This window comes from Roseateles sp., from assembly GCF_047654805.1.
Taxonomy (GTDB): Bacteria; Pseudomonadota; Gammaproteobacteria; order Burkholderiales; family Burkholderiaceae_C; genus Pelomonas.
The window spans coordinates 5,858,918-5,872,125 of the sequence record NZ_JASGIV010000001.1; the positions used below are offsets into that span (position 1 = coordinate 5,858,918).

At 68.6% G+C, this 13,208-nt stretch carries 13 protein-coding genes; 10 read left to right on the forward strand and 3 right to left on the reverse strand.

Translation table 11 applies throughout. The features are described 5' to 3' along the window. The first annotated feature begins 20 nt into the window (after positions 1 to 20). The 5 genes from QM732_RS26565 (at position 21) to QM732_RS26585 (ending at position 5,998) form a co-directional block, all read left to right on the forward strand. Positions 21 to 737, forward strand: a complete 717-nt coding sequence (locus tag QM732_RS26565; RefSeq protein WP_415659089.1) for an AzlC family ABC transporter permease — start codon at positions 21 to 23, stop codon at positions 735 to 737. Then, positions 734 to 1,063 (forward strand): AzlD domain-containing protein, encoded by a 330-nt coding sequence (locus QM732_RS26570; RefSeq protein ID WP_415659090.1) that lies wholly within the window; start codon positions 734 to 736, stop codon positions 1,061 to 1,063. Before QM732_RS26565 ends, QM732_RS26570 begins: the two co-directional genes overlap by 4 nt. Before the next feature lie 64 nt (positions 1,064 to 1,127). Further along, positions 1,128 to 2,321, forward strand: coding sequence for a phosphoglycerate kinase (locus QM732_RS26575; RefSeq protein WP_415659091.1), 1,194 nt, complete (start codon positions 1,128 to 1,130; stop codon positions 2,319 to 2,321). A 34-nt stretch (positions 2,322 to 2,355) separates the two neighbouring features. Next, the gene (locus tag QM732_RS26580) at positions 2,356 to 3,522 is read left to right on the forward strand and encodes a hypothetical protein (RefSeq protein WP_415659092.1); all 1,167 of its coding nucleotides are present in this window, start codon (positions 2,356 to 2,358) and stop codon (positions 3,520 to 3,522) included. A gap of 136 nt (positions 3,523 to 3,658) precedes the next feature. Beyond that, a complete protein-coding gene (locus QM732_RS26585; RefSeq protein WP_415659093.1) occupies positions 3,659 to 5,998 on the forward strand; it encodes an NADP-dependent malic enzyme in 2,340 nt (779 codons plus the stop codon). Here the strand turns inward: QM732_RS26585 and QM732_RS26590 are convergent. Further along, on the reverse strand, positions 5,940 to 6,890 hold the full coding sequence (locus QM732_RS26590; protein ID WP_415659094.1) for a DMT family transporter: 951 nt from the start codon (positions 6,888 to 6,890) through the stop codon (positions 5,940 to 5,942). The two genes, QM732_RS26585 and QM732_RS26590, sit on opposite strands and share 59 nt — an antisense overlap. A 21-nt stretch (positions 6,891 to 6,911) precedes the next feature. Between QM732_RS26590 and QM732_RS26595 the strand changes: the two genes are divergently transcribed. From QM732_RS26595 to QM732_RS26615, 5 genes are all read left to right on the forward strand, one after another. Beyond that, the gene (locus QM732_RS26595) at positions 6,912 to 7,484 is read left to right on the forward strand and encodes a helix-turn-helix domain-containing protein (RefSeq protein WP_415659095.1); all 573 of its coding nucleotides are present in this window, start codon (positions 6,912 to 6,914) and stop codon (positions 7,482 to 7,484) included. A gap of 17 nt (positions 7,485 to 7,501) precedes the next feature. Further along, positions 7,502 to 7,996: a GNAT family N-acetyltransferase gene (locus QM732_RS26600; RefSeq protein WP_415659096.1), complete on the forward strand. Its 495-nt coding sequence runs from the start codon at positions 7,502 to 7,504 to the stop codon at positions 7,994 to 7,996. 69 nt (positions 7,997 to 8,065) lie between these two features. Beyond that, complete coding sequence (gene pyk, locus QM732_RS26605; protein WP_415659097.1) at positions 8,066 to 9,496, forward strand: pyruvate kinase; 1,431 nt, start codon at positions 8,066 to 8,068, stop codon at positions 9,494 to 9,496. 81 nt (positions 9,497 to 9,577) lie between these two features. Beyond that, complete coding sequence (locus tag QM732_RS26610) at positions 9,578 to 10,534, forward strand: glycosyltransferase family 2 protein (protein ID WP_415659098.1); 957 nt, start codon at positions 9,578 to 9,580, stop codon at positions 10,532 to 10,534. Continuing rightward, positions 10,531 to 11,322: a ChbG/HpnK family deacetylase gene (locus QM732_RS26615; RefSeq protein ID WP_415659099.1), complete on the forward strand. Its 792-nt coding sequence runs from the start codon at positions 10,531 to 10,533 to the stop codon at positions 11,320 to 11,322. The genes QM732_RS26610 and QM732_RS26615 overlap by 4 nt, the downstream gene beginning before the upstream one ends. Here the strand turns inward: QM732_RS26615 and QM732_RS26620 are convergent. After that, complete coding sequence (locus QM732_RS26620) at positions 11,309 to 11,677, reverse strand: GtrA family protein (RefSeq protein ID WP_415659100.1); 369 nt, start codon at positions 11,675 to 11,677, stop codon at positions 11,309 to 11,311. The genes QM732_RS26615 and QM732_RS26620 overlap by 14 nt on opposite strands. Continuing rightward, the gene (locus QM732_RS26625; RefSeq protein ID WP_415659101.1) at positions 11,674 to 13,122 is read right to left on the reverse strand and encodes an ArnT family glycosyltransferase; all 1,449 of its coding nucleotides are present in this window, start codon (positions 13,120 to 13,122) and stop codon (positions 11,674 to 11,676) included. Before QM732_RS26625 ends, QM732_RS26620 begins: the two co-directional genes overlap by 4 nt. Between the last annotated feature and the right edge of the window lie 86 nt (positions 13,123 to 13,208).

A 13,208-nucleotide genomic window follows, 5' to 3' on the forward strand; every position in this document is an offset into this window, starting at 1 on the left:
CTCCCGCCGACAATGGCGGGATGCAGTTTCTTGAACGACTGCGCGCGCTGGCGGCCGATCCCGATTTCGGCCGTGGCGCGCGCGATATGGCCTCACCCTCCCTGGGCCTGGCTGCCTGGGGCCTCGTGACAGGGGTCACCATGGTGAAGAGCGGGCTCAGCCTGCCGCTGGCCTGCGGCATGTCGCTGCTGGTCTTCGCCGGCAGTGCACAGCTGACGGCCCTGCCGCTGATCGCCTCCGGCGCGCCGCTGTGGGTGCTGCTGGCCACGGCCTTCTGCGTCAATCTGCGCTTCGTCATCTTCAGCGCGCAGTGGCGCAACTACTTCGGCCATCTGCCGCGCGCCAAGCGGCTGACGCTGACCTATTTCGCGGCCGATCTGAACTTCGTCTACTTCGTCAAGCGCTACCCCGATCCGGTGCCCGCGACGGTGCAGCAGCGCTATTTCTGGGGCGGCGTGGCCGTGAACTGGCCGGCTTGGCAGCTGTGCTCCTTTGCCGGCATCCTGCTGGCCGACCGCATCCCGACGCATTGGGGGATTGGCTTCGCGGGCGTGCTGGCGCTGCTCGGCCTGTCCTACTCATTGCTGACCGAGAAGATGCTGTGGTGGGTAGCTCTGACGGCCGGAGCCGTGTCCATCGCCACCTATTCCCTGCCGCTCAAGCTCAACATCTTGTGCGCCATCGTCGCGGCCGGCGCGGTGGGCTGGTGGCTGGATGCGCGAAGGGGCCGGACATGAGCGAAACCATGACCTGGATTGCACTGCTCGGGCTTGGCGCAATCACGGTGCTGACTCGTGGTTTCTTCATGATCGGCGAGCGGCCGCTGCCCATTCCCGACTGGCTGCGTGAACTGCTCAAGGTCGCGCCGCTGGCAGCCCTGGTGGCTGTTGTAGCGCCGGAGGTCTTCATGACACAGGGCCAGGTCATCGCGACCTGGCAGGACGCCCGCTGGCCCGCCGCACTGGCTGCGACGGCTTACTACTTCTGGCGCAAGGGCATCCTCGGCACCATCCTGGTCGGCATGGCTGTCATGCTGCCGCTGAAACTCGGACTCGGCTGGTAACCGCGGCGGTGCGCAAGGCGGAGAGAATCGCGGTAGTTTTTGTCATCAACCGCTTCACCCGAACATGAACGTCATCCGCTTCTCCGACCTGATCGCCGCCGGCAAGGTGGCCGGCCAGCGCGTCTTCATCCGCGCTGACCTCAACGTGCCGCAGGACGACAGCGGCAAAATCACCGAAGACACCCGCATCCGAGCGTCGCTGCCGGCCATCAGGATGGCCCTGGATGCGGGCGCCGCCGTCATGGTCACGTCCCACCTGGGTCGCCCGACCGAGGGCGAGTTCAAGCCCGAGGACTCGCTGGCGCCCGTCGCCGAGCGCATGGCCGAGCTGCTGGGGCGCCCGGTGCCGCTGCAGCGCGACTGGGTCGATGCAGTGTCCGTGGCGCCGGGTGAACTGGTGCTGCTGGAGAACTGCCGCGTCAACAAGGGCGAGAAGAAGTGCGATGAGACCTTGTCGCGCAAGCTGGCCGGGCTGTGCGACATCTTCGTGCACGATGCCTTTGGCACCGCCCACCGTGCCGAGGCCACGACCTATGGCATTGCCAAGTTCGCCAAGATCGCCTGCGCCGGCCCGCTGCTGGCGGCCGAGATCGACGCCATCACCAAGGCACTGGCCAATCCCCGCCGCCCGCTGGTGGCCATCGTCGCGGGCTCCAAGGTCTCGACCAAGCTGACCATCCTGCAGAGCCTGGCAAGCAAGGTGGACGGCCTTATCGTCGGCGGCGGCATCGCCAACACCTTCATGCTGGCGTCGGGCCTGAATATCGGCAAGTCGCTGGCCGAGCCGGACCTGGTTGATCAGGCCAAGGCCGTCATCGCCGCCATGGCCGCGCGCGGTGCCGAGGTGCCCATCCCAGAGGACGTCGTGACGGCCAAGGCCTTCGCGGCCGGCGCCACGGCGGCCGTCAAGGCAGCCACCGAAGTGGAAGACGACGACCTCATTCTCGACATCGGCCCCAGGACTGCCGCCAAGCTGGCAGACAAGCTCAAGGCTGCCGGCACCATCGTCTGGAACGGCCCGGTGGGCGTGTTTGAGTTCCCGGCCTTCGCGCAGGGTACCGAGACCATCGCCCGTGCGATCGCCGAGAGCCTGGCCTTCAGCATCGCGGGTGGCGGCGACACTCTCGCGGCCATCGCCAAGTACGGTATCGAGAAGGACGTCGGCTACATCTCCACCGGTGGTGGCGCCTTCCTGGAGGTGCTGGAAGGCAAGACGCTGCCGGCCTTCGAGATCCTCAGCAAGCGCGCGGCGGGTTGATCCCCTGATGCTGTGCAGGGCGGCAGGATGGGCGATGGCCGCGCTGCTGGCCGGCTGTGCCACGGCGCCGCCGGTGCTGCAGCCTCGCGTCGGCGCGTTCAGCTATGCCGAGCAGCTGCGCAATGTGGCCGTGCTGCCGTCGGGGCCGGGCGGGTCTGCGCAGATCGTGGCGCCGGTGCAGGCGATGCTGGGTGACGTGGATACCGCCATCGCGACCTATGACGCCAGCCAGCCACGCCTGCCGCAGCCCGCGATCGATCTCTCGCAGGACCGTGCCGAGGACGCGCTGGCCGCCATCCTTCGCGAGGCGGCCGCGCGCCAGATCGTCATCCTCAACGAGGCCCATCACGTGCCCATGCACCGCGCGTTCGCGATGCGGCTGGCTCGCGAGCTGCGCAAGCTGGGCTTCGACCACCTGGCCTGCGAGACCCTCAGGCGCGGCCATGACCCCAATCTGGGCGTGGTCGACCAGGCCAGTGGCGCCTACACGCAGGACCCGGTGTATGCCGAGTTCCTCCGCGAGGCCAAGCGCGACGGCTGGACGCTGGTGGCCTATGAAGCAGAGTCGCCGGACCCAGCATTGCCGCTCCCGGAGCGCCTGCGCCGGCGTGAGCGGGAGCAGGCGCGCAACCTCGTCGAGCACGTGCTGGCCAGGCGGCCGCGCGCCAAGCTCTTCGTCTACGTCGGACTTGGCCATGCGCTGAAGACGCCGCAGCCCATGGGCGCGGGCGGACGCGCGCTGTGGATGGCCGGTGAACTCAAGCAGTTGACCGGCCTCGACCCGCTGAGCATCGATCAGGCCTGGACCTTCGCCCATCCGGATCCGGTGCGCGAGGTGGCCGGCTATCGCGCGGCGCTGGCCCGGCACGACGGGCCGGAGCCGTTCGTGCTGCGCAGGCCTGATGGCAGCGCGCGACTGTTGCGGCACGCGCCGGGGTCGGTGGATCTGCAGGTCATCCACCCACCGCCGGCCGTCGTCGACGCTCGGCCTGCCTGGCTGGTGTCGTGGGCACTGAGGCGGCCCGTCCCCATCCCGCAGGACTGGGTGCCCGCCCAGGGGCGCCGCCTCATCTACGCCGTGCACAAAGGGCATCCGGCCGACGCCATCCCGGCCGACCTCGTCATCGTCGAGGCCGGCCGCCCCGCACCGGCGCTGATGCTGCCTCCCGGCGAGTTCCGCTTCGAGTTCGAGCCCCTCTGATCCAGCGCGTGGTGGCGGGGCCTGTGCGCGGGCCGAAGCCGCACTATCCGCTTCGGCATGGATCGCCAGAAAACCGGCATCGGCGGTTGGTGAAACGCGGCGTAACCTACAGGGTTCCCCCTGGAGAAACGCACTCATGGAAAAGAACAACGCAGCCGCGTCAGCCGCCCTTTCGCCCGCAGAGAGCGCGCTGCGTGACGCCGCCCTCGAATATCACCGCAGCCCTACGCGCGGCAAGATCTCGATCACGCCGACCAAGGCCCTATCCAACCAGCGCGACCTGTCGCTGGCCTACTCGCCAGGCGTGGCCTATCCGTGCCTGGACATCGAACGCGACCCCTCGCTGGCAGCCGACTTCACGTCGCGCGCCAACCTGGTGGGCGTCATCACCAACGGCACTGCCGTGCTGGGCCTGGGCGATATCGGGCCGCTGGCCGCCAAGCCAGTCATGGAGGGCAAGGGCTGTCTGTTCAAGAAGTTCGCCGGCATCGATGTCTTCGACATCGAGCTGGCCCAGCGCGACCCGGACAAGCTTATCGACATCATCGCGGCGATGGAGCCCACGCTGGGCGGCGTCAACCTTGAGGACATCAAGGCGCCCGAGTGCTTTTATATCGAGCGGGAGCTGTCCAAGCGCATGAACATTCCGGTGTTCCACGACGACCAGCATGGCACGGCCATCATCTCGTCGGCCGCACTGCTCAACGGCCTGGAGCTGGTGGGCAAGGACATCGCCAATGTGAAGGTCGCCGTGTCCGGCGCCGGCGCGGCGGCCATCGCCTGCCTGGACGTGATGGTGGGCCTCGGCGTGAGTCGACAGAACGTGTTCGTCTGCGATTCGCGTGGCGTCATCCACAGCGAGCGTGAGGACGCCAGGGCCGGCAAGCTTGACGAATCCAAGCAGCGCTACTGCCAGGTCACGGCTGCGCGCACACTGGCCGACGTGGTGACCGGCGCTGACGTCTTCCTGGGCTGTTCGGCGGCCGGCGTGCTGACGGCCGACATGGTCAAGACCATGGGTACGCAGCCCATCATCCTGGCGCTGGCCAACCCCGAGCCTGAGATCCGTCCCGAACTGGCCAAGGCCGTGCGGCCGGACTGCATCGTGGCCACCGGGCGCAGCGACTATCCGAACCAGGTCAACAATGTCTTGTGCTTTCCCTACATTTTCCGCGGGGCGCTGGACTGCGGTGCGACCAAGATCACCGACGGCATGAAGCTGGCGTGCGTGCGCGAGATCGCGGCGCTCGCCAAGGCCGAAACCTCGGATGAGGTGGCGGCGGCCTACGCAGGGCAGGAACTGGCCTTCGGTCCGGACTACCTGATTCCCAAGCCATTTGATGCCCGCCTCATCCTGCGCATCGCGCCCGCCGTCGCGGCGGCGGCTGCGGCTGATGGTGTGGCCACGCGGCCCGTCACGGACCTGGTTGCCTATCGGCAGTCGCTGGAGCGCTTTGTTTACCAGACTGGCATGTTCATGCGTCCGGTGTTCGCGGCCGCCAAGGCCGCACCGGCACGCGTCATCTATGCCGAGGGCGAGGACGAGCGCGTGCTGCGCGCGGTGCAGGTGGCGCTGGACGAAGGGCTGTGCAAGCCCACGTTGATCGGCCGCCCTGCGGTGCTGGCCGCGCGCATCCAGCGTGCCGGCCTGCGCCTGAAGCTGGGCCAGGACGTGGCGGTCATCGACCCCGAGGACGACCCGCGCTTCCGCCAGTACTGGGAGGCCTACCACCAGCGCATGAAGCGCAACGGCTTCACGCCGGAGATGGCCAAGTCGGCCGTACGTCGCTCCAACACGGCCATCGGTGCGCTGGCCATCGGGCTGGGTGACGCCGACGCGATGATCTGCGGCATGGTGGGCCGCTTCGACCGACACCTGGAGCAGGTGAGCGACATCGTCGGCCTGCGCGAGGGTGCACGGCAGTTCGCGGCGATGAATGCGTTGATGATGGAGAAGATGACGCTGTTCATCGCCGACACCTTCGTCAACGACGATCCCAGCGCCGAGGAATTGGCCGATATCGCTGCGATGGCCTGCGAGGAGCTGCGACGCTTCGGGCTGCCCCCCAAGCTGGCCTTCGTCAGCCACTCCATGTTCGGCTCGTCCACGCGTCCGTCGGCGCTGAAGATGCGCCGTGCCCACGAGCTGTTTGCCGCCCGGCATCCTGAGGTGGAATGCGATGGCGAGATGCATGGCGATGCGGCGCTGTCCGAGAGTGTGCGCCAGGCTTTCTTGCCCGACAGCAAGCTCAAGGGTGCAGCCAACCTGCTGGTGCTGCCGACGCTGGACGCCGCAAACATCCTCTTCAACGTGCTGAAGATCAGCGCCAGTCAGGGTGTGACGGTCGGGCCCATCCTGCTTGGCGCAGCGGCGCCAGTGCACATCCTGACGCCGTCTGCAACAGTGCGCCGTATCGTCAACATGACGGCTCTGGCGGTTGCGGACGCGCGCGAAGCCCAGGCAGCGCGGGGCTGAACTGCGCCAGCGCCACGCCGGCCAGGATGATGCCGGCGCCCAGCAGTTTGTGTGTGTTGAACTGCTCACCGCCCCAGGCCCAAGCGGCGAGACCGGCGACCAGCGGCATCAGATAGATCAGCGGCGCGGTGCGGGCCACGCCGCGCTTCTCGTTGGCCCAGCCCCAGGCCAGCCAGCCGATGAAGCCGCCGCCGGCCACCTGCCAGACGATGCCGGACCAGACCCACCGTGGTTGTGCCTGCCAGTCCAGCGCCGCCAGTGCCGGTGCGCACCACAGCAACATGGGCAGGGTGCAAACCAGGCTGCCATAGCCCAGCACCGTCACGCCGCCGTGGTGCTGGATCAGCGGCTTGGCGGCCACCGTGTAGTAGCTGAACAGCGCCGCGGCAGCGAGCAGCGTGAGGTCGCCGAGGCCGGCCTGCCAGTCGGCGGCCAGCAACTTGTCTGCCGTGAACAGCAGCGCGCCGGTCGCAGCTGTCGCAACGCCCGCAACCTGCCCCGGAGAAAGCCTCTCCACGCCGCTCAGCCGCAAGATCAACAGCGTGAACACCGGTCCGCAGGCCAAGAGCACGCTGGCGCTGAAGGCGGTGGAGCCCTGCATGCCATAGGTCGAGGCCAGCAGATGCAGACCCTTGCCGATCAGCGTCAACCGCACTAGCGGCCAGATCTCGCCGCGGTCCAGGCGCGGCCAGCGCAGGCGGAAGCGCCAGCACAGCAGCGTCACCGCGCACAGCGGCATCAGCAGGTAGCGCACGCCCAGGAAGCCGGCCGGCCCGATCTGGTTGAACAGCGCCTTCGACAGCGGAAAGTTCAGCCCCCACACCAGCACCACGGCGAGGGCGGCAGAGAGCGGGGCGGCGTGGCGATCCTTCATGTTGTAGCAACTTCTCATATGAGAGAAGAATTCTCTGAATTGAGCGAGGAAAGACAGTTCGAGCGGCAACTGGCCGAACGCCTGGCTGCGCTGCGCACGGCGGCGGGCTGGTCGCTGGAGGAACTGGCCACACGCAGTGGCGTCAGCCGCGCGACGCTGAGCCGGCTGGAGCGGGCGCAGACCAGCCCCACGGCCACGCTGCTGTCGCGCCTGGCCCGTGCCCATGGCCTGCCGATGAGCCGCCTGCTGGCTGATGCCGAGGCCCTGCCCGTGCGCCTGCTGCGCGCGGCCGACCAGCCCCGCTGGCACGACCAGCGCAGCGGTTTCGAGCGCCGGATGCGCTGTCCGCCGCTGGCCGGTTTCGCGACCGAGGTCATCGAAGCCTGTCTCAAGCCCGGCGCCGAACTGGCCTACGACGAGCCCACCGTCGCGCGGCTGGAGCACCACCTGTGCCTGCTCGACGGTCAGCTGCGGCTGACGCTGCAAGGCCAGCCCTTCGAACTGGCGGCTGGCGACTCCATCAGCTTCCGCTGCCTCGGGCGCAGCGTTTTCGCCAATCCCGGGACCGGTACCGCGCGCTATCTGCTCGCGATGACGGTGCCCAGCCTGTAACCGGTTGCTAACCTCGCATGAGTTCACACCTGACCCCGCGCCTTGCACCCCTGGATCCTGGCCACCCCGACGCAAGGGTGCTGATAGCCCAGTCCGAGGCACTCGCCAGCAGCCTCTACCCCGCCGAGAGCAACCATTTCGAACCACCCGATGGGCTGCGTGCGCCCCTCGGGGCATTCTGGGGCTGCTGGCTCGGTGACACGTTGGTGGGCTGTGGTGGTGTCAAGCACCTGGCCCCAGCAGACGGGCCGTCCTACGGCGAGATCAAGCGGCTCTTCGTGTCGGAGAGCGCTCGTGGCCGCGGCGTCGCCAAGATGCTGATGGTCCGGCTGGAGGGAGAGCTGCTCGCGCGCGGCGTGCGCCTCGCGCGGCTGGAGACGGGCATCCTCCAGCCCGAGGCCATCGGCCTCTACAAGCGCCTGGGCTACCGGGAGTGCCAGCCCTTCGGTGACTATGTAGTCGACCCGCTGAGTGTTTTCTTCGAGCGGGTTCTGCAGCCGCCCGCGCCATGAAATGAGGCGAAACTTCTGCGAGATCAGGCGGACCATAATTCCGCGCCTCCCAGAAAGTTGAGACAAGCCATGACCCGCGCTACCAAGATCGTCGCCACCCTCGGCCCCGCTTCCAACACGCCCGAGGTGCTGGAGAAGATGATCCGCGCCGGCGTTGACGTCGTGCGCCTGAACTTCTCGCACGGCAAGGCCCAGGACCACATCGACCGCGCGACCATGGTCCGCGAAGCGGCCGAGCGCGTCGGCAAGTCGGTGGCCATCATGGCCGACCTGCAAGGCCCCAAGATCCGCGTCGGCAAGTTCGAGGGCGGCAAGATCGAGCTCATCCCTGGCGCCAAGTTCATCCTTGACGCCGACCGTACCGAACTGGGCAACCAGGACATTGCCAGCCTGGACTACAAGGAACTGCCGCGCGACGTGAAACCCGGCGACACCCTGCTGCTCAACGATGGCCTGCTGGTGCTGACCGTGGAGGCCGTGCGCGGCGCCCAGGTGCACACCGTCGTCAAGCTCGGGGGCGAGCTGTCCAACAACAAGGGCATCAACAAGCAGGGCGGTGGCCTGACGGCTCCGGCGCTGACCGCCAAGGATATGGACGACATCAAGACTGCGATGTCCTTCCAGTGCGAGTACCTGGCGGTGAGCTTCCCCAAGAACGCCACCGACATGGAGATGGCCCGCCAACTGGCCAACGTGGCCGGCGAGCCCTGGCGCCACAAGCCGGCCATGATCGCCAAGATCGAGCGCTACGAGGCCATCCCCCACCTGGAGGCCATCCTGAAGGCCAGCGACGGCATCATGGTGGCGCGCGGCGACCTTGCCGTGGAAGTCGGCAATGCGGCCGTGCCGGCACTGCAGAAACGCATGATCAAGCTGGCCCGCGAGATGGACAAGGTTTCCATCACGGCCACGCAGATGATGGAATCCATGATCGTCAACCCGGTGCCCACGCGCGCCGAGGTCAGTGACGTGGCCAACGCGGTGCTGGACGGTACCGACGCGGTGATGCTGTCCGCGGAGACGGCCGCCGGCCGCTTCCCCATCGAGACCGTTGAGCAGATGGCCGCCATCGCGCTTGAGGCAGAACGTGCCGAGTTCGTCACGCTCGATACCGACTTCGCCGGCCGCCAGTTCGGCCGTATCGACCAGTCCATCGCCATGGGCGCTCTGTTCACGGCCCATCACCTGGGTTGCAAGGCCATCCTGGCGCTGACCGAGTCCGGCTCGACGGCGCTGTGGATGAGCCGCCACCGCATCAACGTGCCCATCTTCGGCCTGACGACCCAGCAGGTCAGCCAGCGCAAGATGGCGCTGTACCGCAACGTGCTGCCGCTGCTGATGCCCAAGTTCGACGATCGCGACGTGGCCCTGGCCGTGGCCGAGAAGATCCTCGTCGAGCGTGGCGTCCTGATGCCCGGCGACACCTACGCCATCACCTGCGGTGAGCCCATGGGCTATCCCGGCGGCACCAACATGCTGAAGGTCTGCCGGGTGGGCTGACCCTCAAGCGGAGGGGGCCGGGAAAGGCTACGGTCAGCCAGGCACAAGCCCACCGTCATCGGCGGCCGGAACAATGCCGCCATGTCTGCCGCGACCCGAGATCCCGGTGCCAGCCTGGACGTGGTCCTGCCGGCATTCAACGAAGCGCCTAACCTGATGGTCCTGTTCGCCCAGCTGCGGCGCGTGCTGGGCGCGCTGACGCCGCGTTGGCGCATCCTGCTCGTCGATGACGGCAGCAGCGACGATACCGGCGTCGTCGCGCTCGCGGCACGCGATGCCGGCCTGCCGCTGCGCTACGTGAGGTTGTCGCGCAACTTCGGCAAGGAGGCCGCCCTGAGCGCCGGCCTGGCCCTGTCGGACGCCGACCGCGTGTTGCTGATGGATGCCGATGGCCAGCACGCCCCCGAACTCATCGCCGCCATGCACACCGCCTGGTTGCGCGGGGCCGACATGGTCTGCGCCGTGCGCGCCAATCGCGACGAGGAAGGCCGGATCAAGCGCTGGGGCACTCGACTCTTTTACAGGCTCGTCAACGCCTCCACGCGGCTGTACATCCCGCCCGATGCGGGTGACTTCCGGTTGCTGGACCGCCGGGTCGTCGACGCTCTCAACGCCCTGCCCGAGAGAAACCGATTCATGAAGGGCCTGTACGCCTGGGTTGGCTATCGCACCGAGTTCCTGCCCTACACGCCGCATCCGCGCGTTGGTGGCCGCAGCCATTTCTCGCTGGGGCGGCTGCTGCGTCTGGCGCTGGATGGCGTGACGGCCTTCAGCAATTTGCCGCTGCGCATCTGGAGCTCGCTCGGTGGCGTCATCGCCTTCGGTGCGCTGGGCTATGGCAGCTGGCTCGTCATCGAGCACCTGCTCTATGGCCATCCCATTCCGGGCTGGCCCACGGTGGTCGTCGGTCTGATGTTCTTCAGCGGCGTGCAGCTGCTGTCCATCGGCATCATGGGCGAGTACGTGGGCCGCATCTTCGACGAAGTCAAGCAGCGGCCGGTCTATCTCGTCGCGCAGGACACCGGCAACCCGCCATGACGCCGTTGCGCCATCTGGCCGTCTGTGCGGACGACTACGGCCTCGGCCCGGCCATCGACCGAGGCATTCTCGCGCTGGCAGCGCGGGGCCGCATCACGGCGCTGAGCTGCCTCGTCACGCCGCCGCGCTGGGAGGCGGCAGGGCCGGTACTTCAGGACTGCGTCATCGCCACCGGCCTGCACTTCAACCTGACCGAGGGCGAACCTCTCAGCCCGGCGCTGCGCCGCCGCTGGTCGCGCTTTCCAGGCCTTGGCGCGCTGATGGCCCAGGCCTTCCTGGGGCGGCTGCCGGCGGCGCTGGCCGACGAGTTCCAGGCCCAGTTGCAGCGCTTCGTCGCCGTCACCGGCCGGGCGCCTGACTTCATGGATGGGCACCAGCATGTCCATGCCCTGCCGGGAGTGCGCCCGATCATGCTCGCGGCGGCGCAGCGCCTCGGGCTGCCGCTGCGCAGCACCGGCCGCGTCACCGGGCCCGGCTTCGCGTTCAAGCGCCATGTCATCGAGGCCTGCGGCGGCTGGGCGCTAAAGGCCGAGATGCAGGCCCAGCGCCTGCCTGCGGTGCCGGCGTTGGTGGGCGTCTACGACTTCGACCCGCAGGCCGACTACCGTGCTCTGGTGCGTGGTTGGCTGCGCACGGTGCCAGACGGCGCGCTGCTGTTCTGTCACCCGGCCCTCGGCCAGTCTGACCCGGGCGATGCCATTGCCGCCGCGCGTGCCAACGAGATGGCCTACCTGGGCAGCGAGGCCTTCGCCGTGGACCTTGCCGAGTTCGGTGTCAGGCTCGCCTGAAGGCCCAGGCACGATTGGCCGCGAAGCCGGCCCCCATGACGATCAGCGTCGCCCCGGCCTGGGCGAGCAGGTAGTGCAGCCCCAGGTGCACGCCCGCGGCGACCAGTCCCATGCCGAGCAGTGCGCCGGCACCTGCCGTCAGGTGGAAGCGCAACCAGGCCGGTACCCAGGGGCCGCGATGACCGAAGGTGTAGCGCCGGTTGGCCCAGAACGCGATCTGTGCGCCCAGCAGCGCACCTGCGCCCGATGCCAGCCAGGGCGGCCAGTGCCCCGCCTCGACGGCCAGTGCCAGCAGCGCGTAGTGCGCGACCGTTGCGGCCCCGCCCACCGTCGCGTAGCGTGCCAGCCGCTTCATGGGCAGGAGGCCGGGCGCGGCAGCTCGAACAGCGTTGCGCGCTGGCCGGAGAAGACGGTCACGGCGCCGGGCAGGGCGTCTGCCGGCGAGGCGACGAGCCAGAGCCGCCCCGGGGCGCAGCGTTCGGTCGCAAGCCGCCTAGGCGTCCACAGCACCCGATCACCTTGGCCGGGGTCGAAGCGGGCCGCGTCCAGCAACTCGCGCTGCCAACTGTCGCCGCCCTGGGTGCGCAGCCTGTCCCAGTCGGCCAGAACCGCCGGCGGCGTGGCGAGGTGGGCCTGCAGGCGCAGGTCGAAGAAGGGCTCGCCGGTCACGAGCACACGGTCGCCGGGGGCCAGGCGGGCACGCAGCGCGGCGCCGACGTCGGCATGGTCGGGCCGACCCCAGAGCGCGATGGCCGGCACGGCGGCCACGCAGATCAGCGCTCCCGACAGCCATGCCCAGCGCGCACCCCGTCGGCCACGCCAGGCCTCGAACAACAGCAGGGCCGTCGGCAGCAAGGCTGGCAGCACATAGCCAACGAGCTTGGAGCGTGGCAGTGAGAAGAAGGCCAGGATGACGGCGATCCACCAGAGCTCGAAACCCGCGCGTCGCAGCGCGCTGGGCAGGCGCAGGCTCAGCGGCAGCGTGCCCAGCGGCAGCACGGCCAGGAAGAACCACCAGGGCTGGATGTTGTTGAAGCGTGCCTCGGTGTAGCGCCGGAAGTGCTGCTCGACGATGAAGTAGTCGAAGAAGCCCGGATGGTGCCACTGCATGGCTGCCAGCCAGGGCAGCGCGACCGCGGCGAAGACGGCCAGAGCAAGCGGATGCAGTGCGAACCTCAGCGCAGCCCAGCGCCGCTGCCACAGCAGCCGGGGAAGCATCACCAGGCCGGGCAACACGACGCCGATCAGCCCTTTGGACAGCAGGGCCAGCCCCATTGCGCCCCAGGCTGCGCACAGCCACGCCAGGCTGTGTCGCTGCGGCTGCAGCGCGCGTTGCGCGCTGGCGATGGCCAGCGAGATCCAGCCCGCCACCAGCATGTCGTGGTTGGCGTACTGGCCCGCCAGGTAGAACAGCGGTAACGTCGCCAGCACTGCCAGCGCCCGCCGCGCATCGTACTCGGCGGGGTAGCGGGTTCGAGCCGCGATCCACAGGGCCAGGCCCATCAGCCAGGCGCCCAGCAGTGGCGCGGCGCGCAGCGCCAGCGGCGTCGGACCGAGCAGGTGAATGGCCGCGATGTCTATCCAGTACATCAACGGCGGCTTGTGGAAGTAGGGCAGGCCGAAGAGCGTGGGCGTCAGCCACTGGTCGTCCGAAAACATCTCGTAGGCCACTCCGCCATAGCGGCCCTCGTCGGGCAGTGCCACGGGTCGCCAGCCGGCCAGCGCGACGAGCCACAGGGCGAACAGCGCGAGCGGCCACCAGGGTGGCAGGCGGCGGGGGACGTCGGCGAGAGAGCGCATCGCGGCAGCCTAGGCGATACCTGTGACGGGGTTTGTCGCGGAACTGGTCGCGGGCTTGCGGGGAGGCGTCACTGCCGTCGCGGGCG

Excerpts from the sequence above, each read along its gene's own strand:
- QM732_RS26580 (WP_415659092.1), top strand. The coding sequence starts at position 2,356 with ATGGCCGCGCTGCTGGCCGGCTGTGCCACGGCGCCGCCGGTGCTGCAG.
- QM732_RS26610 (WP_415659098.1), top strand. The coding sequence starts at position 9,578 with ATGTCTGCCGCGACCCGAGATCCCGGTGCCAGCCTGGACGTGGTCCTG.
- QM732_RS26585 (WP_415659093.1), top strand. The coding sequence starts at position 3,659 with ATGGAAAAGAACAACGCAGCCGCGTCAGCCGCCCTTTCGCCCGCAGAG.
- QM732_RS26570 (WP_415659090.1), top strand. The coding sequence starts at position 734 with ATGAGCGAAACCATGACCTGGATTGCACTGCTCGGGCTTGGCGCAATC.
- QM732_RS26615 (WP_415659099.1), top strand. The coding sequence starts at position 10,531 with ATGACGCCGTTGCGCCATCTGGCCGTCTGTGCGGACGACTACGGCCTC.
- QM732_RS26590 (WP_415659094.1), bottom strand. The coding sequence starts at position 6,890 with ATGAGAAGTTGCTACAACATGAAGGATCGCCACGCCGCCCCGCTCTCT.
- pyk (WP_415659097.1), top strand. The coding sequence starts at position 8,066 with ATGACCCGCGCTACCAAGATCGTCGCCACCCTCGGCCCCGCTTCCAAC.
- QM732_RS26575 (WP_415659091.1), top strand. The coding sequence starts at position 1,128 with ATGAACGTCATCCGCTTCTCCGACCTGATCGCCGCCGGCAAGGTGGCC.
- QM732_RS26565 (WP_415659089.1), top strand. The coding sequence starts at position 21 with ATGCAGTTTCTTGAACGACTGCGCGCGCTGGCGGCCGATCCCGATTTC.
- QM732_RS26625 (WP_415659101.1), bottom strand. The coding sequence starts at position 13,122 with ATGCGCTCTCTCGCCGACGTCCCCCGCCGCCTGCCACCCTGGTGGCCG.
- QM732_RS26620 (WP_415659100.1), bottom strand. The coding sequence starts at position 11,677 with ATGAAGCGGCTGGCACGCTACGCGACGGTGGGCGGGGCCGCAACGGTC.
- QM732_RS26600 (WP_415659096.1), top strand. The coding sequence starts at position 7,502 with ATGAGTTCACACCTGACCCCGCGCCTTGCACCCCTGGATCCTGGCCAC.